Here is a 24,377-nt window from a genome sequence, read left to right as displayed (position 1 = left end):
GTGATTCGTCGTCGTGCTAGGAAAAGAAGGTCGATCATGACCGGTGCTCCCCGAGAAGCCTCCGAACACATCCGCCGACAGAACCGAAACCTCACCACTGCATTGCCGTTCGACGACAGCATCGACGAGTCGGAACGCGGTTTGATCGCCGAGTGGGACGGGCGGATCATCCGCACCGAGGACGGCCGAGCTGTCTGGGACGTCGCTGCCGACGACTTCCTCAAAGAGGAAGCTCCGGACACCGTCAACCCCAGCCTGTGGCGGCACAGCCTGCAGGTCTCACGCCATGGCCTGTACAAGGTGACCGAGCACATCTACCAGGTTCGTGGTCTCGACATTTCCAACATCACGTTCCTGGAAGGGAATGCCGGAGTCGTCGTTGTTGACCCGCTGCTCTCGGTCGAGACGGCTTCGGCAGCGCTTCAGCTCTACCGCGAGCACCGGGGAAACCGTGCGGTCACCGCCGTGATCTACACCCACTCCCACATCGACCACTTCGGCGGAGTCAAAGGTGTCACGTCGCAGGAAGACGTCGACGCCGGTCGGGTCCCCGTGATAGCACCGAGCGGGTTCCTCGAGCACGCGGTGGGCGAGAACGTCCTCGCCGGCACCGCGATGGCTCGGCGAGCTGCCTACATGTTCGGATCGGCACTTGAGCGCGGACCGCGCGGCCATGTCGGCGCCGGGATCGGGCAGACCACCTCGTCGGGAACCGTCTCGTTGATCAAACCGACTGTGGAAATCGTCAAAACCGGGCAAGAGCGGATCGTTGACGGCATTCGGATCATCTTCCAGATGACGCCGGACTCGGAGGCGCCGTCCGAGTTCCACTTTTACTTGCCGAACAGCAAAGCGCTGTGCGTCGCCGAGAACTCCTCGCACACGATGCACAACGTGCTCACCCTCCGCGGGGCGCTGGTGCGGGATCCGCACGCCTGGGCGGACTACCTCACCGAGACCCTCGACATGTGGGGAGACGAAACCGAGGTCATCTTCGGTGGTCACCACTGGCCAACGTTCGGCAACGATGCGGTGGTGGCGCACCTGTCGTTGCAACGCGACATGTATGCCTACATTCACGACCAGACACTCCGCCTGCTCAACCAGGGACACACCGGCCCTGAGATCGCCGAGATCCTTCCGTTGCCGCCGGTTCTCGAGCAAACCTGGCACACGCGCGGCTACTACGGAACCGTGAACCACAACGTCAAGGCGGTATACCAACGCTATCTGGGCTGGTATGACGGCAACCCGGCGCATCTGTGGCCGCATCCGCCCGTCGCGAGGGGAATCCGGTACGTGCGGGACATGGGTGGTGCGGACAACGTCCTGGCAAAGGCCCGAACCGCCTACGAGGTGGGCGATTTTCGGTGGGCGGCGGAAATTCTCAACCACGTGGTGTTCGCCGAACCGAGCTGCCATGAGGCGAAGACCTTGCTCGCCGACACCTATGAACAACTCGGATACGGTGCTGAGAGCGGACCATGGCGGTCTGCGTACCTCTCCGGTGCACACGAGCTGCGTCATGGAATCTTCGGTACCCCGGTCCGGTCCACGAGTGCGGACGTGGTTCGCGAGCTGACCCCCGAACAGATCTTCGTCGCGATCGCGATTCGCGTTGACGGGCCGAACTGCTGGGACGAGGTCCTGACCGTGGATGTCGTGTTCGAGGATCCTGCCTGTGTTCACCGGTTGAGGTTGGCCAATGGAGTGCTGACCCGTTCCAATCCGCACCCCAGGATGGCTGCCGAGGCGACCGTGACCGTGCCGAGCCCGTCTGTTCTGGCCCAGGTGGTGTTCTCCGGACCGCCGACCGAGCAGTCCTTGACCGAGTCCGGGGTCCGCGTCGACGGGGACGTGAGTGTGCTGTTGCGGCTGCTCAGCGTGCTGGACACGACCGATCCGGATTTTGCGATCGTGACGTCGGAGTGATCAAAGTCGGCTCTGTGTCTTCTTCGAGGCGGAAAACGACCCCGGTCGGGTTTCGGGCGTGGGTGGTCACCATCCTGCTCGTGGGTTTCATGATGATCAACTTTGCGGACAAGGCGGTGCTCGGTCTCGCTGCCGGGCCCATGATGCGGGAGTTGGGGATGACGGCGTCGCAATACGGCGCGGCATCCAGCGCCTTCTACGCGATGTTCGGAGTCTCGGCGGTCGTGGTCGGTTTCATCGCGAACAGCTATTCCAACAGGCGCATCATCCTGATCATGGTGCTCGTCTGGGGGCTTGCTCAGGTCCCGATCATCTTCTTCGCTTCGGTCGTGAGCGTGTTCATGAGCCGAGTGGTGCTGGGAGCTGCCGAGGGGCCCGCCAACCCGATCGCGGTCAATTCCGCTCAGAAGTGGTTTCCCGACGATCAGCGGAACCTGCCAACGTCGTTGGTCAATCTCGGCGCTGCGCTCGGTGTCGTGACCTTGGCACCGATATTGTCACTGCTGATCGAGGCGCACGGTTGGCGTTCGGCGTTCGTGGCAGTGGCGCTGCTGGGTTTGGTTTGGGCGGTGTTGTGGTCCGCCTTCGGACGCGACGCACCCGGCGTGCGGCCGGGTCAAGTGCCCGGTTCTGAAGGGTCGGTGGCATTGGACTCGCACATCACTCGTGCGGCTCCGCCGACCGGGGACAGGTGGATCAGCGGGATTGATCGCGTCCCCTACCGGAACATCTTTTTCAGCGGTACCGGGCTGAGCGTGCTCATCGCCGGCTTCGCCGTGTACTGGTCGATCGCCCTGCTCGTGTCATGGATCCCGCTATACCTCAGCGGGCCGATGGCACTCGACCCCGCGGCGGCCGGCGCGCTCGTGGTGTTGCCGTGGGTGTGCGGGGCCGTCGCGATCCCCGCCCAGGGTGCCGTGTCCGACCGGTTGCTGCAGCGCGGTGTGTCCTCCCGGGGTGCCCGGGCTGGAGTGTCGTCCGGCTGCATCCTGACTGCGGCCGTGGCTATCGCGGGGCTGACCTTGGTATCGGCAACCGGTGTCAAACTGGCGTTGCTTGCCATAGGGTTCTCCGTCGCCACGGTCCAAATCAGCGTGGGCATGACATTGATCGCCGAGATCACCCCGTTGCGACAGCGGCCTGCGGTGTTGGCCACCACGACCGCGGTGACCGGGGTTTCCGGTGTCGTTGCCCCGGCGCTGGCCGGTCGGTTCGTGGACGCATACGGGGCCGGGAACGCCACCGGCTACCACGTGGTGTTCCTCCTGACAGCGGTGTTGTTCCTCGCTGGCGCGGTATGTCTGGCGGTGTTCGCCCGCCCGGTACGCGACGCCGCCCGCTTGGCCCGGTTGGGCCGAGCGGAGCACGCCGCGGAACCGGTCGACTGACCAGGCATGCCCAGCAGGGTTGACATGGCCTGCGGGTCAGGGTGTGACGATGTGGAAGTCCGGGTCGGGTTCGGTGAGGTAGCTGAAGAGCTCGGTGAGCTGTCCGGAATCACCGGTGATCTCGACGCGACTGCGCTCGGCCAGCTCCTCTGGAGTGGTTGTGCCGAACAGGACGCTGCGCAGGTCTGCTTCGTCGAGGGTGATGTCGATATCGGGTTTGGCCACGGCCGGCCCGGTGCCGACGATGTGTGTGAGCACCCCGTTGTGCAGCCGCTGTGTGTGCGCTTCGCCGTCGCGCAGGTTCCAGCGCACGGCAATGTCGGCCTCCCAGCTGTTCGGGCCGTCCACGCGGACCGCGAGCGCGTCGAAGAGCTGGTCCAAGGTCAAGGCATCCAGGACATCCTGGGACGTTGTGGAGGTCGGTGTGCCGACTGAGCCGTTGCGCAGTTCGTAGGAACCCATCAAGTAGAAGTTGCGCCAGGTCCCGTTCTCGCACCCGTAGCCGAGCTGTTCCAGGGTATCGGCTTGCAACGTACGTGCCTGCTCGTGATCAGGTTGCGCGAACAGCACGTGGTTGACGACCTGCACAACCCACCGGAAATCCCCTTGGGAAAAGGACTCACGGGCGCGCCGGACGACTTCGTCCGCCCCACCCATGAATGCTACGTACCGGTGAGCAGCTTCGACCGGCGGGTGTTCCCAGAGGTGGGCGGGATTGCCGTCGAACCAGCCCATGTACTTCTGATACACCGCCTTGGCGTTGTGACTGGCGGAACCGTAGTAGCCGTGCGTGTGCCATGCCTGTTGCAAGGCCGGCGGCATCTCGATCTGCTCAGCGATCTCCAGCGGTGTCATCCCCAGGTTGAGCATTCGCAACGTCTGATCGTGCAGGTAGGCGTACACGTCGCGCTGTTCGCTGAGGAAGGTCACCAGCCGTTCGCGCCCCCAGACCGGCCAGTGGTGGGACGCGAAGGCGACATCGGTGGTATCGCTGAAGAGATCGATCGCCTCGGTGAGGTAGCGCGCCCAGCCGTGCGGGTCGCGGACCTGCGCGCCCCGCAGGGTGAGCAGGTTGTGGAGGTTGTGCGTGGCGTTTTCGGCCATGCACAGCGCTGAGCGGCCTGGGAAGTGAATGTTGACCTCGGTGGGTGCTTCCGTACCGAGGGTCAACTGGAACACCATCCGGATTCCGTCGACGGTTTCGACCTGACCGGTGCGCGCGATATCGACGGTCGGTGGGATGAGGCCGACTCCTCCTGTCGACGTCGTTTGTCCCAGACCGGCCCCGATCTGGCCACGCGGTCCTTTCCCCAGCGCTGCTCCGTACATGTAGGCGGCGCGGCGGGCCATGGCCGTACCGGCGTAAATGTTCTCACTGACGGCGTGCTCCAGGAATCCCTGCGGGGCGAGCACGGGCACGCCGGCTTCGAGATCGTCGTCGGTGAGCACGCCGCGCACCCCTCCGAAGTGGTCGGCGTGACTGTGTGTGTAGAGGACGCCGGTGATGGGACGGTCCCCGCGGTGGCTGCGGTAGAGCTGCACCGCTGCGGCAGCGGGTTCGGCCGACAGCAGCGGATCGATGATCAAGATTCCCCGGTCGCCCTCGATGATCGTCATGTTGGACAGGTCGAAGCCGCGGACTTGATAGATCCCCTCGACAACCTCGAACAGCCCGTGTTCGGAGCACAGCCTGCTCTGTCGCCACAGGCTAGGGTTGGCCGTATCGGGGCAGTCGTGGGACAGGAAGCCATAGGCCTGCAAGTCCCAGACGACCGCTCCGTCCTCGTCGCGGATCAACGTCTGCTGAGCCGTGCCCATGAACCCGCGGCGCGCGTCGTCGAGATCGCGAGTGTCGTCGAAGGGGAATCGGTCGCGCACTGCCGCGTTGCCCGCCGCGATTCCGGGTTCGGCGGGGCGGGGTCCGGAACTCTGAGACATCGCGCTCTCCCTCGCGGCACGGCTGGCCGGGCCACTGCTTCGCGCAGTGCGTTCGGTCTCATCCTCGCCGCCTGCGCAGATGCGCACCACCTGAGCTGCGGGAGATCGCCGAGGGAAACGAACGATGCGACGTCGCTTGGTAGTAGCAACGCCTCGGGACCGGCGACCGGTATTGAATTCCCCTAACCTGGGCGCGTTCGCCAGGGTCCGCATTGGGCCTGGGCGCTCGGAAGGGGAGGACGCCCATGGGAGCACGCCGCGACCGCCCGCGGATCAGCTTCGAGCCCACGGGGCCGGCATCCGGAGCGCGCAAGGCGGTCGCCTTCCTCCTCGGCTCGCTGCTGTGGGTGGCGGCTTTCTGGCTGGGTATTGTGCTGTTGGGACATACCCACATCCTGCGCACCCTGTTGGTCGTCACCGTGTTGTCCTGGTTCTTCTTCGGGATCGCCCTGGTGTGCGGCATCGTGATGCGTCGCGGGCAGGAGCGCCATGTACCTCGTTGACCTGCTATTGGTGTTCCTCGCGTTCTACCCCGTCGTGACCGGTGCGGCATGGATGGTTGGGGGAACCCTGTTCCGTGTGCTCGAAGAGCGGACGCGCATCGTCGCACCGCCGGGCGGCTGGCCCGGGGTGACCATCCTGGTCCCGGCCTACAACGAAGAGGCGGTGGTCTCCCGCTGTATCGCAGCGCTGCGCGAGCTCGACTACCCGGGGCTCGAGGTACTGATCCTCAACGACGGATCCCGGGATCAGACCGTGGCGCGGGCCCGAGCAGCTGCGGACGGTGATCCGCGGATTCGCGTGCTCGACGACGGGGTCAACCTCGGCAAAGCCGATCGGCTCAACGACGGCATGCGCCGTGCCCGCCACGATCTGGTGCTGGTCACGGACTCGGACACGCACCTGCATCCACGTGCCGTGCACTACTTGGTGGCCCGGATGCTGCGCTCGCCGCGATACGCGGCTGTCGCCGGCAGTCCGCATGTGACCAATCGAGGTGGACTGATCACCACGATGCAGATCTTGGAGACAGCATCGCTGATCGGGCTGATGCGTCGTACCCACGCGTTGGCCGGGCGAGTCGGCACTGTGGCTGGGGTGCTCGGACTTTTCCGTCGGGACGCGGTTCTGGCCGTCGGTGGGTATGACTCGCGGATGGCGACCGAGGACATCGAGCTCACCTGGCGGCTGCTGGAAGCCGGTTACCTCACCGCCTTCGCGCCCAATGCCCTGGTCGGCATGCAGGTACCGCAGACCGTGCGCGGGATCTGGGCGCAACGCACTCGGTGGGCACGCGGGCAAGGTGAAGTTCTCCGCACCCATGCTCGAACGGTGGTGTCGCCCGGCCGGGCAACCATGTGGCCGGTCGCTTTGGAAGCGTTTCTGTCCTACCTCTGGGTTCTCACTATGCTGATCGCGACGACCTACGGGGTCATCCGCTGGATCTTGTTTCCCGGCGATACGAAGTTCCGGTGGATGTTGGCCTGGGGGATGGGCATCGCGGTGATCGCGATCATCCAGAACATCGTTGCTGCGGCCATCGACCTGCGACTGGATCCGAAGCTTCCGTACGCTTGCCTGCTGCTTCCGCTGTACCCCTTGGCGTATTGGACCATCAACGCGGTGGCAGCGATCCGCTCGCAAACTCCGGGACTCGTGCGTGGGCCGCGTTCCAAGCGGGTGGTCTGGGACCTGCCGCGTAGCTCGTGACCTCCTCGTCGGGATGGCCGAGGCAGTAGCGGTTCCCCGTGTTGATGCCACGACTGGGTGATGTGCAGGCGGGAGATTCGCTGTTCACGAGGGGACGAGTGGTTCTCGTTGGAAATGCGAATGCCGTGCGAAGCCTTACCGTACTTCGTGTCCGGTGCAGGCCCCATCGAGATCGGAGATGTGTGATGGCCACGTTGACGGCTTGGAAGTTCGACAGCGCAACCGGTGCCGAGGAGGCATCCAGCACCGTGCAGGAGCTGGCGAAGGAAGAGCTCATCAAGATCTATGATGCAGCTACCGTGTCCTGGCCGGAATCATCCTCCAAACCGAAAACCCGTCAGCTGCACCATCTTGCCGCTGGCGGTGCGCTGGGTGGGAGTTTCTGGGGTCTGCTGTTCGGTTTGATCTTCTTCGTTCCGCTGCTGGGCGCGGCGATCGGCGCAGCGACCGGCGCACTCGCCGGATCGCTCACCGATGTGGGGATCGACGACGACTTCATCCGCAAGACCCAGGACAAAGTTGTTCCGGGAACCTCGGCGCTGTTCTTGCTGACCTCGGACGCTGTGCTGGACAAGGTGCGTGAACGTGTCGACGGCACCCATTTCGAGCTGATCCACACCAACCTCTCGAATGATCAGGAGGCGGCGCTGCGCAAGGCGTTCGAGGGCAGCGAGGCCGCATGAGGTGAAGTCGAGCGACCGTCGTACCAGGCTCACAGCTGTGCGGCAGGCATCGCGCGGCGCAGAGAACCCGGGGCGGATGCGGGCCCGCTCTTCGATGCTGTTGCAGGGCGGTGGCGCAACGGGACCCCCGGGCGACGTGCCGTGCCATGCTTGTCGTTCGGGGAGCGGTCAGAAGTCGTAGGCGGCTTCGGTGGGCTGTTGTCCGCGCGTCCGGAAGCTCCGCAGATGCAGGCGGCGGGTGAGCCGGATGAGCGGGCGGATCAACATCTCGATGCTGCCCAGGACGAACAGCCATGTTCCAGCGTAGGTCAGGGCCTCGGAGAAGAAGAAAAAGCTGCCGATGACGAACCAGGTGCCGATCAGCAGATCGTTGGCGATGCTGATGACCTCGTAGCGTTGCCGGATCAGCAGTTCGTGGTGCCCGATGTGCAGCACGGCCGTGTTGCTATCGGAGTCCGCCCCGCCACCCGAGTGGGAGCCGGATTTCCTGCTTTTCGCACCCATCGGAGCAGACTCCTCTCGTTGCGGGGTGGGCGGGACGGTCGCCTGTGGTCTCGGCGGTGGGAAAGTGGGTGGTCGCCGAGCGCGTTTCGGTCACGGTGTACCTCCGAGCCCGTACCGGCAAACCGGGGCAGGGCCCGGGTCATCGGGGAAGTCGGGTGTCGTCGCAGCCGGGCAACGGCTCGGGTGCGTGTCCAGCGGCCGTTCGTGGTGCGGATCGCTGGCGCGGGGATGGTGAGCGCGCATGCTGGGCCGCGTGCCCGTCATAGTGGCGAGCGGCCCGCAGCACGGCGCCGACCGGCTCAGTCGTCGCTGGCCGGGGCGGTGGCGTATTCCTCGTCGGTGACGTGCCGGCCCCAGGTGACGGGATTGCCGGATTCATCGTTCTGCTGCATGGCGATGTGGATCATGAACCGGTCCGGAGCCGCGCCGTGCCAATGGTTCTCGTCGGGTTCGAAGAACACGCGGTCGCCGGGGTAGAGGGTCTGGACCGGGCCGCCTGCGCGTTGGCACCGGCCTACGCCTTCGGTGACGAAGATCGTCTGCCCGTGCGGGTGGGTGTGCCAGGCGGTTCGGGCTCCCGGGGTGAAGTGCACCGCGGCGGCGCCGAACGTGGAGCTGCCCGCGGGGACCGCGGCGGTGTCGAGGTAGACGTCGCCGGTGAACCAGTCGGCAGGCCCCTTCTGGGTGGCCGTGCTGGTGCTTCGGGTGATCTGCATGCAGCGCTCGCTTTCATTCGACGAGGGCACTGTGGTCCGGGCGGTGTGGACGGCGATCCTGCATCAGGCGCGGCCGCTACGCTCCCCCGAACACGTTGTACACGGGAAAGCGGTTGTGCTCGCCGTAGTCCTTCTGCTCCAGGGCGCGCAGCGCGGCCATATCCGCTTCCGAGATCGCGAAGTCGAGCTGGGCGTTGCTGCGCATGTGCTCGGGGTTGGCCGTTTTGGGCAGCGGCTGGGTGCCCAGCTGCAGCGCGTACCGGATGCACAGTTGCGGAACGGTCGCGCCATAGCGGGCGGCCATCGCCGCGACGTCCGGGTTTTTCAGGATCTCGCCGTGGGCGATCGGCGAATATGCCTGCACCAGAACGTTCTTGCCCGCGCAGTAGGCCAGCAGCTCGGCCGGGGTGTTGCCCACGTGCACCAGCAGTTGGTTCACGTGTGGCGGGACCGTGCACGTGGCGAGGATGTTGTCCAGGTCCTTCCGCTCGAAGTTGGACACGCCGATGGAGCGGAGTTTTCCCGTCTCGTAGGCGTTCTCCAGGGCACGCCACGCTTCGCGGTTGCCGTCGGCGTAGTCGCCGCCGCGGAAGTCGTTCCACGGCTGCGGGCTGTGGATCAGCATCAGATCAACGGAATCGAGTCCCATAGTCTCCAGCGAGGTGTCGATCGCGGCGGCCGCGGAGTCGTAGTCCTTGATCTCAGCCGCCAGTTTCGTGGAGACGAACAGCTCGTCGCGCACGAGACCACAGGTGCGGATGCCCTCGCCGATGCCGCGTTCGTTGCCGTAGGCCTGTGCGGTGTCGATGTTGCGGTATCCGGTGTCGACGGCATCGTGCACGGCCTGGGCGGCCTTGTCGTCGTCGATGAACCAGGTCCCCAGGCCGAGCCGGGGAATGGTCACGCCGTTGCCCAGTGTGTAGGTCTGCGCAGTCATCCTCGTCTCCCTCGCGCATCGGGTCGCCTCGGCGCTGCCCCGAGTTGGAGATCGTCCGGTGCAGGCTCGGCCACCCGACATCATCGCTCTGGCCCCAGCGGTGAGCAGTTCGGAGACGCCTGCGGGCGTCCGCGCTCCGTCCGCGGATATTCAACGGTCCGCACCAGGCCGGCGCTGCGCGGCTGGACACCGGCGCATGGGGTGGGCTTGACAGGTGGCGGCCAGCGCCGCCAGATGGGCTCTACCATTGAGCCAATCTCGGGGTGCGCGCCGGTGGCGCGGGATTCAGTTCCGCGGGGGGTGCGGATCGCCCGACTCGGCGCCGGTCAGCCACAGCTGGTGCAGGCGGCGCAGGTGGGACTCCATCTCGGCGACCGCGCCGTCCGGGTCCCGCGCGTGCAACCGGTCCATCAACCGGAAGCGCGCCTCGATCAGCCCGAGGTCGCGCAGCGGTCCGACGGCGGCCACGACCTGGCGGATGAGATCCAGGATCGACTGCATGAGGATGCTCAAGATCGGGTTGTCCGTGGCGCGCGCGAGCAACTCGTGGAAGGCCATCAGCGCGTCCGGACACTCCTCCCACAGCCCGTCCTCGGACAGCCGGACCGACTCGTCGACGTTGGCCTGCAGCGCTTCGAGATCTTCGTCGCTCATCCGCTCGCAGGCGACCCGCACCACGAGCGCCTCGATCCACAGCCGGGCCTCGGTGAGGTCGGAGAGCGAGAACTCGGTGAGCGTCATGGCGTCCGAGAGCCGCTGGGCGATGGAGGCGGCATCCGGGCGCGCGATGAAAGCGCCGCCCGTGGCCCCCTTCTTGATCGTGACCAGACCGGAAATCTCGAGCATCCGCACCGCCTCGCGCACGGTGTTGCGGCTGACGTCGAACTGCTCGGCCAGGGCCCGCTCGGACGGCAGTCGATCACCGGTGCTGAGCTCTCCGCTGTGGATCATGGCCCGGATCTGGGCGATGATCTCGTCGAACGCACGGCGCGGCCGAGCAGGCTGGAACCGCACCTCGCTGGTCATTCGGGTCCCCTTTCCCCCGGTGCCGGGCGGGACCCGACCCCACTTCACGCGCCCACCCACCTTACAAGTCGGACACCGGGCGGCCGGCATCCGACGCCGCATGAGGCGCTCGGTGCGCGGCGCGGGCCGCGATGCGGACTGACTCCGCTGCCCACTGGGCGCCGCGCCGCGAGCATCACCTTCTCATTCAATAAAAACCCCGGTTCCGCCTGCTCGGCCCGGACGCCACCGTGCGATGACCGCTACCGGCCCGAGCCGGAGCCGTCCACCACCGCACCTGCCGAGCACGAGGGGCTGCCATGAATCCCGACCGCTTCCGCACCGGACCGACGGGGTAGTGCGATGATCCGACACGTCGTCCTGTTCCGGTGGAAACCGGACTTCGACCCCACCGAGTGGTTCGCCGCGGTCCGGGGGCTGCAGCACAAGATCCCCGAGGTCAAGGAACTCTCCCTGGGGGCGGACGTGCTGCACGCGGATCGATCCTGGGACGCGGCGATCGTCGCCGACTTCGATCGGATCGAGGACGTCGCCGTCTACACCGCGCACCCCGAGCACCAACCCGCTGTCGAGCTGTCCCGAGCGGGGGCCGAGCAGATCATCTCGGTGGACTTCGAGCTGCCCGAGGATGCCCGGTGATCGGCAGCTGGCCGGAAAGATCGCCCTGGTCACCGCTACGAGCGTGCGCACGGCCGAACCGGTGGGGCCTCGCGCAGGTGATCGCCGCGGGGCCCGCGAAGCGCGCTGCCACCAGCCCGGCTCGGCACCAAGCCCGATGCCGCGACGCACGGCGAGCGCGGGAGCCGGGCCAGTTCGGTCCGCACCGCTGCTGCAAGAACAGCAGGACGACCCGTTCGGCAGCCGCCCCACCCCCGGGCGCCCGAGGCGGTCCGCCCACGTCGCGTGCCACTTCGCCTGCGAGCGGGCCAGGTGCACGACGGTCCGAACACGTCGACGGCAGCGGCTCGACGACTGAACCGAGACAAGGAGAACCATGAAGACCATCAACACCGACGTCCTCGTCATCGGCTCCGGTGCCGGCGGCATAGCGACCGCGCTCAAGGCGGCGCTGGACGGCCACAGCGTGCTCGTCATCGACAAGGACCGCCACTTGGGCGGTACGAGCGCGATCTCCGGCGGTTGGGCCTGGGTTCCGGGCAACAAGCAGGGCGTGCAGCAGGGCGACACCCGCGAGGAGATCGAAACCTACATCAAGGCGCTCGCCGGTGACACCTACGACGCCGCCGCGGTCGCCGGATTCCTCGACACCGTCCCGGAGGCGATGCAGTTCTTCGAAGACGACGCCGAGATCGAGTTCTCCTACCCGGAGAAGGCCCCGGACTACCAGATGGACGTCCCGGGCGCGAAGGTCTCCGGTCGGGCGGTCACCGTTCCCGCCACCGACGGCCGGATCCTCGGCCACAACCGACTGCGGGTGCAGCCCTATCTGATGTCCTACACGGTCTTCGGCTACATGCCCGAGATCGGACCGGACATCGCGACGTTCCTCAAGGCCAACCAGAACCTCAAGGCGTTCCGCTACGCGGCGCGCAAGCTGTCCAAGACCTGGATCGAGACGATCCTGCACAAGCGGGCCTACACGCGCACCAACGGCAACGCTCTGATGACCCGGCTGATCACCGCCGCGGATGCGGCCGGAATCCGGATGTGGACCTCGACCCGCGCGGACGAACTGATCCGGGACGCCTCAGGCGTGGTCACCGGCGCCCGCATTTCCGGTGAGCACGCCGGTGTGGTCCACGCGCGCTACGGCGTGGTGATCGCAGCGGGCGGGTTCTCCGGCGACACCGAGCTGCGCAAGAAGCACTTCCCGCACGACCCGCACGGCACCAACCACACCACACCGACCATCGGGCATCACGGCGACTCGGTCGCCTTGGCCGAGCCGTTCGGCGGACACATCGACGCCCGCCCGCACCAGCCCGCCTCGTGGGGGCCGGTCACGGTGTTCCGCGGGCTGCGTGGGCAGAAGCGCTGGTTCCCGCACCTGCGCGCGTTCGGGCTGCCGGGTTTGATCGCCGTCGACCGGGACGGTGTCCGCTTCGCCAACGAGTCGCTGTCCTACCACGACTACGGCGTGGAGATGATCAAGAACGATGAGGGGCGCGAGGGCACCTTCGGCTGGATCATCGCCGACCAGAAGGCCATGCGGCGCTACGGGATCGGCTACGCCAAGCCGTGGCCCTTCCCGCAGACGTATTTCCTGCGCAGCGGATTCCTGCACAAGGCGCGCACCGTTGCCGAGCTCGCCGCGAAGATCGGTGTCCCGGGCGGACGGCTGCAGGCCACCCTCGACGAGTTCAACGCCGGCGCCGCCCGCGGCGAAGACCCGAAGTTCGGCCGCGGATCCAACTGGTTCCACCACTTCAAGGGGGACATGGAGCACAAGCCGAACCCGAACCTCGAAACCCTCGACAAGGGCCCCTTCTACGCCGTCAAGATCGAGATGGGCGATCTCGGCACCTACGCGGGTCTCGCGGTCAACGACCGCAGCGAGGTCCTCGACGCCGACGACCGACCCGTTCCGGGTCTCTACGCCGTGGGCACGGCCGCGGTGAGCGTCTTCGGTGGTGGCTACCCCGGCTACGGCGCGAACATCGGCCCCGCCATGGTCTTCGGCTACCGCACCGGCCGCGATATCGCGGCCATCGCCGCCGAGCGGGAGACCGGCGCATCCACCTGCGGCGCGCAGTCGACCCTCGCGTAGGAGGCCACGGCCGGTCCGGTCCGGGCGCAGGGGTGTCCGGGCAGGGCCGGCGTCGCGGAGTCGCGAACAACCCCCAGCCCGGTCCGGAACCAGCTGCTACCCGCGCAGTCTCGGGAACAGCGCCTCGGAGTTGCCACGGTCGATGGCCGAGCGCAGATCGTCATCGAGCGGGTACTTCTCATACGTGCGGTCGAGGAAGGTGACCGCGGCGGCGGGCGCGGAAGGGTAGTCGCTGCCGTAGGTGATGTGGGCGGGATCGGCGCCCCCCGAGCAGGCTGGGAAGTGCGGCGGGGGAAGAGGACAGGGCGATGTCGTCGTAGAACTGCCGCAGCACGGCGAGTTCCTCGTGCACCTGCCGTTCCTGATTGAGCTGGGCCCATGCCTGCTGTGCCTTGTTCTTCGTGTTGAGGATGGTCAGCAGGATTCGATAGGAGATGTAGGGGACGAATCCGCCCGCATGGGCCACGATGAACTTGATGCTCGGGTACTTCTCCATCGATCCGGACAGGATCAGGCTGATCGCGGTCCGGGGCGTGTCGAGCAGGAAGTCCGCGGTGAAGGTCGGGATGTCCGGGACTCCGGCCGCGGGCAGCCCGCCGGGGTGGATGAACACAACGGCTTCGCGGTGGTGCAGGAATTCCAGCAGCGGGGCGAACTCGGGATCACCGAGGTAGCGGCCACCGCTGTTGGCCAGCACAACGACGCCGTCCGCACCGAGGATATCGAGGGCGTGCTCGGCTTCGGTGAGCGCACCGTCCACATCGGGCAGCGTGAACGTTGATCGCCATCTTGCGACGAAGGAAGTCATGGCCTCGCACCATTCGTAGAGGTGGGCTGCTCGTCCAGCACCGGAGGATGCTTCCGACCGGGCGGAAGTGGTGCAAGAGCGCCGGGGTGTGCTCGACGACCCACTGCACAGGTCGGTTGCCGTCCCGGTCAGTTCGACGGATGTTCAACGCAACATTCCGCGCTGCCGAGCCAGCTTTCGGTGTTCTTGGCGCTCATCACCGAATCGACGACCATCACCTCTGGCCGGCGCGGTCGCCTCCGAGGACCGGGCATCGGTGGAACGGCGTCGAGGAGCGCCCGCGCGGTAGCGCCGCACGATGAGGTCGAGAACGCGCGAATGCGCACCGATGGGTTCAGCCACGGCACGTGCCGGGAGTTCGGTGAGCCGGCGGTGGAACAGCCCGGGCGCCAGCAGGTTGGGCGCGATGAAAGCCACGTTCCCGTTCGCGCACACATCCTCGGTCAGCGGTTGCGCGGTCGTGACGAAACTCGGGAGCACCCGCTGCCCGCACAACCGGCCAAGTTGACGCGCCGCGGTGCGCACGTCGCCGAGCGCGCGTTCGTCGGAGGAACCGGCGGCGGACACCAGCACGTTCTGGCCCGGCCGCCAACCGGATTCGGTGAGCCGGTCGAGCATCGCCCTGGCCAGTTCCGGGTCCGGCCCGAGCGGTGGCGACACCACGACGTCTCGGGTGCGCCCGGCCGCGGCGATCTGCGCGGGCAGGTCGGTGCGCACGTGATAGCCGGACGCGAGGAACGCCGGTAGCGCCACGACGGGACCGTCCAACGCACGCAGCGCGTCAGCCACGGTGGGGCCGATGACGTCGACGTAGGCGACGTGCACCGAGATGTTCGCGCGTTCGGCGACCGCCGCGGCGATGCTCTCGACGACGACAGGCCCTGCGGGGTCGCGAGTGCCGTGCGCGACGAGCAGCAGCGGGGGATCCGGCGTGGTGGTCACGGCAGTGCGCATCGCGGTGCGTCCTTCATCGGTCCGAGCGGGAGCCGGTAGCCGCGTTTGATCACCGTTTGCACGAGGTCCGGAGCACCGAGCGCGGCACGCAACCGCGCCACGGCCTGCTCGACCGCGTGCTCGTCCGCGCCGCGGCCGTTCGAGGCCGCATCGGGGCTGTTGAGCGCGGTCGCCAACTCCGCGCGAGGGATGACCCTGCCCGGCCGGTCCAGCAGGACCCGCAGTAACGCTTTCCCGTTCGGTGACAGCGGTTTGATGTCGCCGTCCACCACGGCCGCGTGCCCGCGCAGTTGCAAGGCGTGCCCGGCGACCGGCAACGTCGGGTGGCGGTCGGGGAGCTGTTGGCACAGCGCCCGGACCATGGCGCCGAGCCGGAAACGGTCGGGTACGACCGCGGGTACGTCGTGCTCGGCCAGCGGCGCGCTGGTGACGGGCCCGACGCAGGCGGCGAGCACCGGCCCGCGCAGCGCGTCCAGCAGCGATTCGCGAATGCCCTGCTCGGCGGCGCGGGCCAGCAGTCCCGCCGCGGCGGGGGCGCTGGTGAACGTCACGGCGTCGACCTCGTGCGCGCACACCGCGTCGACGAGGTTGTCCAGTGGTGTGCTGTCCAGCGGTGTGCTCCACCGGTACACCGGGATCTCGATGACCTCAGCGCCCGCGCAGCGCAACGCCTCCACGAAATCCGGCAACGGCCGTCCGTGCAGTTGCACCGCCACCCGCACGCCGTCCAAGGGGCCGGTGAGCAGGTGGTCCAGCAGTTCCGCGGCCGACTCCGAGTCCGGCGACCACGCGTCCGCCAGCCCGGCCTCGCTCACCGCCCCGCGCGCCTTCGGCCCCCGCGCGAGCAGCCGCGCGTGCCCGAGCGCGCTGAGCAGTTCTCCGCCACGACCCCACCCGTCGGCGGCGGCCACCCAGCCGCGGAACCCGATCCCGGTCGTGGCGATCACCACCGAGGGCGGGTCGGTGATGCACCGTTCGGTAGCAGCGTGCAGCTGCGCGTCGTCGGAGACCGGGACGATGCGCAACGCCGGGCCGTGTTGCACGCGAGCACCGTGGCGCTGTAGCAGCGACCCGAGTTCGTCGGCGCGGCGCGCAGCGGTGATACCGACGGTGAACCCGCCCAGTGAGGCCGGTGCATCGTGGTGCGTGCTGGTGGCGTCCGCGTCCGTCAGCACGGGTGCGCGATCTCCACCATGTCGGCGTGCAGCCGTACCGGGTAGGTGGGCAGCCTCGCCGCCGGATCGTCCAGGCATTCGCCGGTGCGCAGCGAGAAGACCTGCTTGAGCATCGGGGAGGCGACGGTCGGTTCTCCGCCGCGGTCACCGACGATGCCGCGGCTGATCACCCCGGCACCGCAGAACGGGTCGATGTTGCCGACCGCGAACAGCTCGTCCTCGGACGTGCGGAACACCGCGACCGGATCGTCGTCCACCAGCGCCGGCACGCCGCACGCGGGCGGCACCGCGGTCAGCGGGCAGACCGGTTGCCAGGTCGTCATGCGGGGACCTCCTCGGACTCGCCGCGCACGGACGGCATGGGCAGGGTCACCGGCTGGGGCCGGATCTGACCGCGTTCCTCGGTGAAGCTGATCGTCGGGTCCGGCGCGTCGGGAGCGTTGACGAAGGAGACGAAGCGGGACAGCTTCGCCGGGTCGTGCAGCACCCCGGCCCACTCGTCGGTGTAGCCGGCGACGTGCTCGGCCATCGCGGCCTCCAGGTCCTCGGTGATGCCGAGGGAGTCGTCGATCACGACCGCGCGCAGATGCTCGATGCCGCCGTCCATCGCTTCGATCCACGCCGCGGTGCGTTGCAACCTGTCGGCGGTGCGCACGTAGAACATCAAGAACCGGTCGATGAGTCGCACCAGCAGCTCGTCGTCGAGATCGGCGGCGAGCGGTTCGGCGTGCCGCGGGGAGAACCCGCCGTTGCCGCCGACGTAGAGGTTCCAGCCCTTCTCGGTGGCGATGACGCCGAAGTCCTTCGAGCGGGCCTCCGCGCACTCGCGTGCGCAGCCGGACACCCCGGCCTTGACCTTGTGCGGTGAGCGCAGCCCGCGGTAGCGCAGTTCCAGCCGGATCGCCATCGCCACCGAGTCCTGCACGCCGTAGCGGCACCAGTCGTTGCCGACGCAGGACTTCACCGTGCGCAACGCCTTGCCGTAGGCGTGCCCGGACTCGAACCCGGCGTCGACCAGCCGCCGCCAGATCGCCGGGAGCTGTTCGACGTGGGCGCCGAACAGGTCGATCCGCTGTCCACCGGTGATCTTGGTGTAGAGCCCGAACTCGCGGGCCACCTCGCCGAGCACGATGAGCTTGTCCGGGGTGATCTCCCCGCCCGGCACCCGGGGCACCACCGAGTAGGTGCCGTTGCGCTGCATGTTGGCCAGGAACCGGTCGTTGGTGTCCTGCAGCCCGGCCTGCTCGCCGTCGAGGATGTGCCCGTTGCCGAGAGTGGCCAGGATCGAGGCCACCGCGGGTTTGCAGATGTCGCAGCCGTGGCCGCTGCCGTGCTTGCGGATGAGGTCGGTGAAGGTGCCGATGCCGGTAGCGCGCACGATCTCGAACAGCTCCGAGCGGGACTGCCCGAAGTGCTCGCACAGCGCGTTGGAGGTCTCCACGCCGCACTCGCCGAGCAGGTTCTTGAGCATGGGCACGCAGGAACCGCAGCTCGTGCCGGCCTTGGTGCAGCCCTTGACGCCGGCGACGTCGGTCAGCGATTCACCGGTGATGGCGGTGGTGATGTCAGTCTTGGACACGTTGTTGCACGAGCAGATGATCGCGTCACCGGGCAGGGCTGCGGCGTCCACACCGGAGCCCGCGGGCAGCAGCAGGTGCTCCGGCGGCGCGGGCAGTTCCCTGCCCACCAGCGGGCGCAGGGTCGCGTATGCACCGGCGTCGCCGACGAGCACGCCGCCCAGCAGCACCGAGGCATCGTCGCTGAGCACGAGTTTCGCGTAGGTGCCATTCGCGGTGTTGGCGTAGACGACCTCCAGCGCGCCCTCGCTGCTGCCGTGCGCGTCGCCGAAGCTGGCGACGTCCACGCCCAGCAGTTTGAGCTTCGTGGACATGTCGGCGCCGGGGAACGGCTCGTCGCCGATTTCCAGCAGTTGCCGCACGACGACCTCGGCCATGCTGTAGCCCGGGGCGACCAGGCCGTAGCAGCGACCGTCCACCGCAGCGCACTCGCCGACCGCCCAGATCCGCGGATCGCTGGTGCGGCAGCGGTCGTCGACGAGGAACCCGCCGCGTTCGCCGCGGGCCAGCCCGGTCGGCTCGGCGAGTTCGTCGCACGGGCGGACCCCGGCGGAAAACACCACCACGTCGGTTTCCACGGTGGTCCCGTCGCCCAAGGTCACCCCGGCGACCCCGCCGTGCGGCCCGGCATCGATGGACTGGGTGGCCACGCCGCAGTGCACCTGGAGCCCGAGCTCTTCGACGAGCTTGGCCAGCACCTGCCCGCCGCCTTCGTCGACCTGGATCGGCATCAGCCGCGGCGCCATCTCCACCACGTGCGGGCGCATCCCCAGCAGCCGCAGCGCATTCGCCGCTTCCAGGCCGAGCAGCCCGCCGCCGACAACCACCCCGGGTTGGTCCTCGACGGCCTCGCGGCGGATCGCGTCGAGGTCTTCCAGCGTGCGGTAGACGTAGCAGCCCGGCAGGTCATGACCGGGCACCGGAGGCACGAACGGACGGGAACCGGTCGCCAGCACCAGCGCGTCGTACCGGAGCTCGTCACCGTCGGTGGTGGTCACCGCGCGCGCGGTGCGGTCGATGCTCGCCGCGGAGCAGCCCAGTCGCAGCTCCACGGCCGGATCGGTCAGGAACCCCTGCCCGGCCAGGCTCAGGTCCGCGGCGCTCTTGCCGTCCAAATAGGATGAAAGTGCCACGCGGTCGTAGGCGGCGTGCGGCTCCTCGGACAGCACCACCACCCGCCAGGTGCCGGCCGCGTCCCGCTCGCGCAGGTCTTCCACGAGGCGATGACCGACCATTCCGTGGCCGATCACGACGAGGGTCCGGGTCATGCGACTCCCTCCTGTTCGTTCGAGGCGTCGTGCAACGCGCCGCACAGGCGGCGCACGTCGTCACCGCAGCCCCCGCAACCGGTGGTGGCCTTGGTGGCCCGCGCGAGCGCACCCACGTCGCGGGCCCCGTCGCGGAAAGCACGCGTCAGCCGTTGTTTGGTGACGTTGTTGCAGCGGCACATCACCGCGTCATCCGGCAGGTCGTCGGGCGCGGACCACTCGACCGCCGAATGCCCCAGAAGCAGCCCGAGCCGGTCGGACGGCACGGGCAGGCCCCGGTCGTGCAACTGACTGATCGCCGCCGCGGCCTGCGGGAACCCGATCAGCACCGCCCCGGCAACCCGCTCGTGGCGCAGCGCGAGCTTCGCGTACCGCCCGCGGGCTGGATCGGCCATCGTCACCAGCTCCACACCGGGCTCCGAATCGTGCAGGCACGCCGCCGAACCCATCGCCGAGAGGTCGATACCGCGGGCCTTGAGCCGGGTGACATCGCCGACCGGCGCGTAGGAGGCGTGCCCGCCGGTGAGCACCCGTGCCAGCACGTCCGCCTGCTCCCACGCGGGTGCGATCAGCCCCGGTACCCGCTCGTCGTGCTCGGCGCAGTCACCGAGCGCGTGCACGCGCGGGTCGGAGGTGCGCATCCGGTCGTCGACGAGCACTCCCCGCCCGACCGCGAGCCCGGCGGCGCGTGCCAGCTCGGTCTCCGGCTGCACGCCCGCGCACAGAACAAGCGCATCCAGATCCAGCACCCGGCCGTCGTCGAGCACCAGCGCACCCGGCCGGTACTCGGCCGCGCGCCGGCCCAGCTCGGTGGTCACTCCCATGCCCCGCAGGTGCTCGGCCAGCAGGTCACCACCGGCGGGGTCGAGCTGACGGTCCATCGGATACGGCTGCGGGTGCACCAGGGTGACTTCGATGCCACGGCCTTGAAGCCCGCGCGCGGTTTCCACTCCGAGCACACCCCCGCCGAGCACCACCGCGCGCCGCGCCCCGCTCGCTATCCGGTCGCAGTCGGCCAGCGTCCGCAGCGTGGTGACCCCGTCGGCCAGTTCTCCCTCGCCCGTGCGCACACCCGGGATCGGCGGCACGGTCGCCCGCGCTCCGGTGGCCAGCACCAGCTCGTCGTAGCGGTGCACCACACCGTTTCCGGTGCGCACCAGCCGCCGGGCAGGGTCGATGGCGGTCGCGGTCACCCCGAGTCGCACTACGGCGTCGGACTCCGGCAACGTGACCGATCGCGAGCTCAGCGTCCCGTCCATCACCGAGGCCAGCAGCACCCGGTTGTAGGCCGGGTGCTCTTCCTGACCGAGCACCGTGATCGGACCGTCGTGCCCGTGGTGGCGAAGCCGCTCAACCAGCCGGTGGGCGGCGGGACCGTTTCCGATGACCAGCACGTGGCTCACGCCAGCACCTCCTCGGCAGTGCTCGTCCCCGCCGTCGCCCGCGGCGCGTGCGGGGCGATCCGCACGGCGGCGACCTTGAACTCCGGCATCCGGCTGCGCGGGTCCAGCTCCGGGTTGGTGAGCAGGTTGGCCCGGCCGTCGCCGGGGAAGTGGAACGGCAGGAACACGGTGTCGGTGCGCATCGTCTCGGCCAGCCGCACCCGCGCGACCGTGCTGCCGCGCTGCGAAGTCACCACCGCCAGTTCGCCTTCGGCGAGCCCGGCGCGTTCGGCCGTGTCCGGGTGGATCTCGACGAACACTTCCCAAGCGGCCGCGTTGAGGTCGTGGACCCTGCGGGTCTGCGCACCGGATTGGTACTGGGCCAGCACCCGGCCGGTGGTGGCCCGCAGCGGGAACTCCGCGCACACGTCCTCGGCCGGGTCGCGGTAGTCGACCTCGGCGAACCGCGCCTTCCCGTCCTGGTGGGCGAAGCCGTCCAGGAAAAGCCGTGGAGTTCCGGGGTGTTCGTCCCCGCCGGGACCTGCGGCCGGGCACGGCCAGTGCAGAGCGGCACCGGTGTCGAGGCGTTCGTAGCTGATGCCCGAGTAGTCGGCCTTCCCGCCGGCCGAAGCGCGGCGCAACTCGTCGAACACCTCACGCGGCGCAGTGGGGTAGCGGTGGCCCGGTTCGCCCAACCGCCGCGCCAGCCCGTGCAGCACTTCCAAGTCCGACCGCGCGTGCCCGGGCGGGTCCTGCAACCGGCGGCGGCGCAGCACGCGGCCTTCCAAGCTGGTCATGGTGCCGTCTTCTTCGGCCCATTGCGTCACCGGCAGCACCACGTCGGCCATCCGCGCGGTCTCCGACGGCACGAAATCCGCCACCACCAGCAGATCCAAACTGGACAGTCGAGCGGTGATGTGCCCGGCGTGCGGAGCCGACACCGCGGGATTCGAACCGAACACCAGCAGTGCACGAGGCCCGTCCGGCGTGCCGAGGGAATCCAGCAGCTCGTAGGCGCTGCGGCCCGGTCCCGGCAACGTGCCCGGCAGCACACCCCAAACCTCGGAGACGTGGTCGCGCGCGGACTCGTCGGTGATCGACCGGTAGCCGGGTAGCTGGTCGGCCTTCTGCCCGTGCTCGCGGCCACCCTGGCCGTTGCCCTGCCCGGTCAGGCAGCCGTAGCCGCTGCCGTCCCGGCCGGGCCGACCCAGCGCCAGCGCCAGGTTGATGAACCCGGCGACGGTGTCGGTGCCCTTGCTGTGCTGTTCGGCGCCGCGGCCGGTGAGCACGTAAGCCCGCTCGGCCCGCGCCAGCATCCGCACGGCGGCGCGTTGCGCGGTCACCGGAACGCCGGTGACGCGTTCGACCCGCTCCGGCCACCACATCATCGCCCGCTGCCACGTCGCGTCGAACCCGGCGGTGCGATGGCGGATGTAGTCGTCGTCGGCCCAGCCGTCCACCACGGCGATGTGCAGCAAACCCAGCGCCAGCGCCAGATCCGTTCCCGGCGCGGGGCGCAGGTGCAGTGCCGCGCGCTCGGCTGTGGCGGTGCGCCGCGGGTCGATCACGATCAGGTCGGGCCGGGTGAAGTGCTGCATCAGCGGCGGCATCGTTTCCGCCGGGTTCGCCCCGGCGAGCAGCACCACGTTCGCTCCACCGAGGTCGGTCACGGGGAACGGCAGGCCCCGGTCGAGCCCGAATGCGGCAGTTCCGGCCGCGGCGGCCGAGGACATGCAGAACCTGCCGTTGTAGTCGATCTGGCTGGTGCCGAGCGCGACCCGGGCGAACTTGCCGAGCAGGTAGGCCTTCTCGTTGGTCAGCCCGCCACCGCCGAACACACCGACCGCGTCCGCGCCGTGCTCGGTGCGCAGCCGTTGCAGACCGGAAGCGACGGTTTCCAGCGCGGTGTCCCAGTCGGTGGCCACCAGTTTCCCGTCGCGGCGGACCATCGGGTGCCGCAGCCGGTCGGACGTGTCCAACAGGGACGCCGCGGTCCACCCCTTCTGGCACAGTCCGCCCCGGTTCACCGGGAAGTCGGTGGGCGTCACCGTCACACCCGCGCGTTCGCGGGTGAGGCGGGTTCCGCACTGCAACGCGCAGTACGGGCAGTGCGTGGCGACCGTGCGCGGTTCAGGCACTGGTGGCCCCTTGTGCGATCGGTTTCTCCCGAGCCGTGGCCGGGGCGGGAGTCCGGCGCAGGTAAACCGCCCACGTCACGGCCACGCACACCAGGTAGAACACCAGGAACGTCAGCAACGCCGCGTCGCCGTTGGCTTCGGCCCCGTCGAACGAAGCGCGGAAGGTCAGGTTGATGAACACGCCGCCGAGACCGCCGACCGCCCCGGCTACCCCCATCAGCGCGCCGGAAAGCCGGCGGGCGTGGGCGAACGCGGGCGTCGGGTCCGCACCGGAGGCCACCGAGTGATCGGCCCGCCGGGCGAAGATCCCCGGGATCATCTTGAACACGGATCCGTTGCCGATGCCGGCCAGCACGAACAGCACGATGAACGCGGCCAGGTACAGCGGGAACGAACGAAGCCCGGAAGCCACCAGCAGCAGCCCGGTTGCCGCCGCCATCGCCAGGAAGTTCCAGAACGTCACCCGCGCGCCGCTCCAGTGATCCGACATCCGCCCGCCGATCGGACGCGCCAGCGATCCGAGCAGCGGCCCCAGGAACGTCCAGGTCGCTGCTTGCAGCGGGGTGAAGCCGAATTCGTTCTGCAGGACGAGGCCGAACGCGAAGCCGTAGCCGATGAACGAGCCGAATGTGCCGATGTAGAGCAGCGAGATCCACCAGGCGTTCCGGTCGCGCACCACTTCCAGCTGCGCACCCGGTTCGGCCACGACCGCGTCGATGTTGTCCATGCGCAGCGCGGCCAGCAGCGTCGCCAGCACGATCAGCGGCAGGTACACCCCGGCTACCAGCGCGGGGGAGGTGCTACCCGCCAGTGCGATCACCAGCAGCCCGACCACCTGGATCACCGCCACGCCGATGTTGCCGCCGCCCGCGTTCAACCCCAGCGCCCAGCCTTGGCTGCGCTGCGGGAAGAACGCGGTGATGTTGGTCATCGACGAGGCGAAGTTGCCGCCACCCACCCCGGTCAGCGCACCCAGCACCAGGAACACCCACAGCTCGGTGCCCGGCTGTTGGACGAAGTAAGCGGTGAGTGCGGTGGGCACCAGCAAGACCGAAGTCGAGATGATCGTCCAGTTGCGGCCGCCGAACCGGGTGACGGCGTAGCTGTAGGGCAGTCGCAGCAGTGAGCCCACCAGCGCCGGGGTCGTGGTCAGCAGGAACTTCTCCGGTGCGGTGAATCCCAGGCCGATGGCCGGGGACATGAACAGCACCATGACTGACCAGATGCTCCACACCGAGAATCCGATGTGCTCGGACAGGATCGACAGCCACAGGTTCCGGCGGGCGACGTGCTTGCCGGTGCGTTCCCAGAACTCCTCGTCCTCGGGGTCCCAGCCGTCGATCCACCGGCCGGGCCTGGTGTGTGGGGTGGCGGTCAACTCGGTTCCTCTCGTCGGGCTGCGCCGACCATATGGAGCCGGTGTTTCACGGTTGCTTGAGGCGCGTTACCAGCAGGCAAAGCTGCCTTCACAGTGCCGATAGGCCCGCCTGTGAGCTGTGGATGTGCTCGACAC

The 24,377-nt window shown here is 68.4% G+C and carries 20 protein-coding genes; 7 read left to right on the top strand and 13 right to left on the bottom strand.

The features are described 5' to 3' along the window. The first annotated feature begins 36 nt into the window (after positions 1 to 36). Positions 37 to 1,932 carry an alkyl/aryl-sulfatase gene (locus IQ251_RS00275; protein WP_193926333.1) on the top strand — a complete coding sequence of 632 codons (1,896 nt, stop codon included), beginning with the start codon at positions 37 to 39 and terminating at the stop codon, positions 1,930 to 1,932. A 62-nt stretch (positions 1,933 to 1,994) separates the two neighbouring features. After that, positions 1,995 to 3,320, top strand: coding sequence for an MFS transporter (locus IQ251_RS00270; protein ID WP_193926332.1), 1,326 nt, complete (start codon positions 1,995 to 1,997; stop codon positions 3,318 to 3,320). A gap of 36 nt (positions 3,321 to 3,356) precedes the next feature. Here IQ251_RS00270 and IQ251_RS00265 read toward each other — a convergent pair whose 3' ends face one another. Beyond that, positions 3,357 to 5,258, bottom strand: coding sequence for an alkyl/aryl-sulfatase (locus IQ251_RS00265; RefSeq protein WP_193926331.1), 1,902 nt, complete (start codon positions 5,256 to 5,258; stop codon positions 3,357 to 3,359). Between the two features lie 245 nt (positions 5,259 to 5,503). Between IQ251_RS00265 and IQ251_RS00260 the strand changes: the two genes are divergently transcribed. The 3 genes from IQ251_RS00260 (at position 5,504) to IQ251_RS00250 (ending at position 7,651) form a co-directional block, all read left to right on the top strand. Beyond that, positions 5,504 to 5,761: a hypothetical protein gene (locus IQ251_RS00260; RefSeq protein WP_193926330.1), complete on the top strand. Its 258-nt coding sequence runs from the start codon at positions 5,504 to 5,506 to the stop codon at positions 5,759 to 5,761. After that, on the top strand, positions 5,748 to 6,968 hold the full coding sequence (locus tag IQ251_RS00255; RefSeq protein ID WP_193926329.1) for a glycosyltransferase: 1,221 nt from the start codon (positions 5,748 to 5,750) through the stop codon (positions 6,966 to 6,968). The genes IQ251_RS00260 and IQ251_RS00255 overlap by 14 nt, the downstream gene beginning before the upstream one ends. 185 nt (positions 6,969 to 7,153) lie before the next feature. Beyond that, a complete protein-coding gene (locus tag IQ251_RS00250) occupies positions 7,154 to 7,651 on the top strand; it encodes a DUF1269 domain-containing protein (protein ID WP_193926328.1) in 498 nt (165 codons plus the stop codon). 168 nt (positions 7,652 to 7,819) lie between these two features. On the opposite strand, the gene IQ251_RS00245 is transcribed toward IQ251_RS00250, so the two are convergent. The 4 genes from IQ251_RS00245 to IQ251_RS00230 form a co-directional block, all read right to left on the bottom strand. Further along, the gene (locus tag IQ251_RS00245) at positions 7,820 to 8,086 is read right to left on the bottom strand and encodes a YrhK family protein (RefSeq protein WP_370591111.1); all 267 of its coding nucleotides are present in this window, start codon (positions 8,084 to 8,086) and stop codon (positions 7,820 to 7,822) included. A gap of 368 nt (positions 8,087 to 8,454) precedes the next feature. Next, positions 8,455 to 8,871, bottom strand: coding sequence for a (R)-mandelonitrile lyase (locus IQ251_RS00240; protein WP_193926326.1), 417 nt, complete (start codon positions 8,869 to 8,871; stop codon positions 8,455 to 8,457). A 76-nt stretch (positions 8,872 to 8,947) separates the two neighbouring features. Further along, positions 8,948 to 9,808 (bottom strand): aldo/keto reductase, encoded by an 861-nt coding sequence (locus tag IQ251_RS00235; RefSeq protein WP_193926325.1) that lies wholly within the window; start codon positions 9,806 to 9,808, stop codon positions 8,948 to 8,950. A 285-nt stretch (positions 9,809 to 10,093) separates the two neighbouring features. Beyond that, entirely contained in the window at positions 10,094 to 10,834 is a 741-nt protein-coding gene (locus tag IQ251_RS00230) for a FadR/GntR family transcriptional regulator (RefSeq protein WP_193926324.1), read from the bottom strand. Positions 10,835 to 11,176: 342 nt separating this feature from the next. Between IQ251_RS00230 and IQ251_RS00225 the strand changes: the two genes are divergently transcribed. Then, complete coding sequence (locus IQ251_RS00225; protein ID WP_193926323.1) at positions 11,177 to 11,473, top strand: Dabb family protein; 297 nt, start codon at positions 11,177 to 11,179, stop codon at positions 11,471 to 11,473. A gap of 355 nt (positions 11,474 to 11,828) precedes the next feature. Further along, the gene (chcC2, locus tag IQ251_RS00220; protein WP_193926322.1) at positions 11,829 to 13,562 is read left to right on the top strand and encodes a 4-oxocyclohex-2-ene-1-carboxylate 5-dehydrogenase; all 1,734 of its coding nucleotides are present in this window, start codon (positions 11,829 to 11,831) and stop codon (positions 13,560 to 13,562) included. A gap of 178 nt (positions 13,563 to 13,740) precedes the next feature. On the opposite strand, the gene IQ251_RS00215 is transcribed toward chcC2, so the two are convergent. The 8 genes from IQ251_RS00215 to IQ251_RS00180 form a co-directional block, all read right to left on the bottom strand. Further along, positions 13,741 to 14,370 (bottom strand): amidohydrolase family protein, encoded by a 630-nt coding sequence (locus IQ251_RS00215; protein WP_228045850.1) that lies wholly within the window; start codon positions 14,368 to 14,370, stop codon positions 13,741 to 13,743. A 144-nt stretch (positions 14,371 to 14,514) separates the two neighbouring features. Then, positions 14,515 to 15,324, bottom strand: coding sequence for a sirohydrochlorin chelatase (locus IQ251_RS00210; RefSeq protein ID WP_193926321.1), 810 nt, complete (start codon positions 15,322 to 15,324; stop codon positions 14,515 to 14,517). Continuing rightward, positions 15,309 to 16,499 (bottom strand): uroporphyrinogen-III synthase, encoded by a 1,191-nt coding sequence (locus IQ251_RS00205; RefSeq protein ID WP_370591110.1) that lies wholly within the window; start codon positions 16,497 to 16,499, stop codon positions 15,309 to 15,311. The genes IQ251_RS00210 and IQ251_RS00205 overlap by 16 nt, the downstream gene beginning before the upstream one ends. After that, positions 16,493 to 16,822, bottom strand: coding sequence for a nitrite reductase small subunit NirD (gene nirD, locus IQ251_RS00200; RefSeq protein ID WP_193926319.1), 330 nt, complete (start codon positions 16,820 to 16,822; stop codon positions 16,493 to 16,495). Before nirD ends, IQ251_RS00205 begins: the two co-directional genes overlap by 7 nt. Further along, positions 16,819 to 19,344, bottom strand: coding sequence for a nitrite reductase large subunit NirB (nirB, locus tag IQ251_RS00195; protein WP_193926318.1), 2,526 nt, complete (start codon positions 19,342 to 19,344; stop codon positions 16,819 to 16,821). Before nirB ends, nirD begins: the two co-directional genes overlap by 4 nt. Further along, positions 19,341 to 20,747, bottom strand: coding sequence for an FAD-dependent oxidoreductase (locus tag IQ251_RS00190; RefSeq protein ID WP_193926317.1), 1,407 nt, complete (start codon positions 20,745 to 20,747; stop codon positions 19,341 to 19,343). The genes nirB and IQ251_RS00190 overlap by 4 nt, the downstream gene beginning before the upstream one ends. Continuing rightward, positions 20,744 to 22,864, bottom strand: coding sequence for a molybdopterin oxidoreductase family protein (locus IQ251_RS00185; RefSeq protein WP_193926316.1), 2,121 nt, complete (start codon positions 22,862 to 22,864; stop codon positions 20,744 to 20,746). The genes IQ251_RS00190 and IQ251_RS00185 overlap by 4 nt, the downstream gene beginning before the upstream one ends. Next, positions 22,857 to 24,242, bottom strand: a complete 1,386-nt coding sequence (locus IQ251_RS00180) for an MFS transporter (RefSeq protein WP_193926315.1) — start codon at positions 24,240 to 24,242, stop codon at positions 22,857 to 22,859. Before IQ251_RS00180 ends, IQ251_RS00185 begins: the two co-directional genes overlap by 8 nt. Positions 24,243 to 24,377 lie beyond the last annotated feature (135 nt).

The sequence above is a fragment of the Saccharopolyspora montiporae genome (assembly GCF_015209505.1).
GTDB lineage: Bacteria > Actinomycetota > Actinomycetes > Mycobacteriales > Pseudonocardiaceae > Saccharopolyspora > Saccharopolyspora montiporae.
This window is presented reverse-complemented; position numbering and strand designations above follow the sequence as displayed.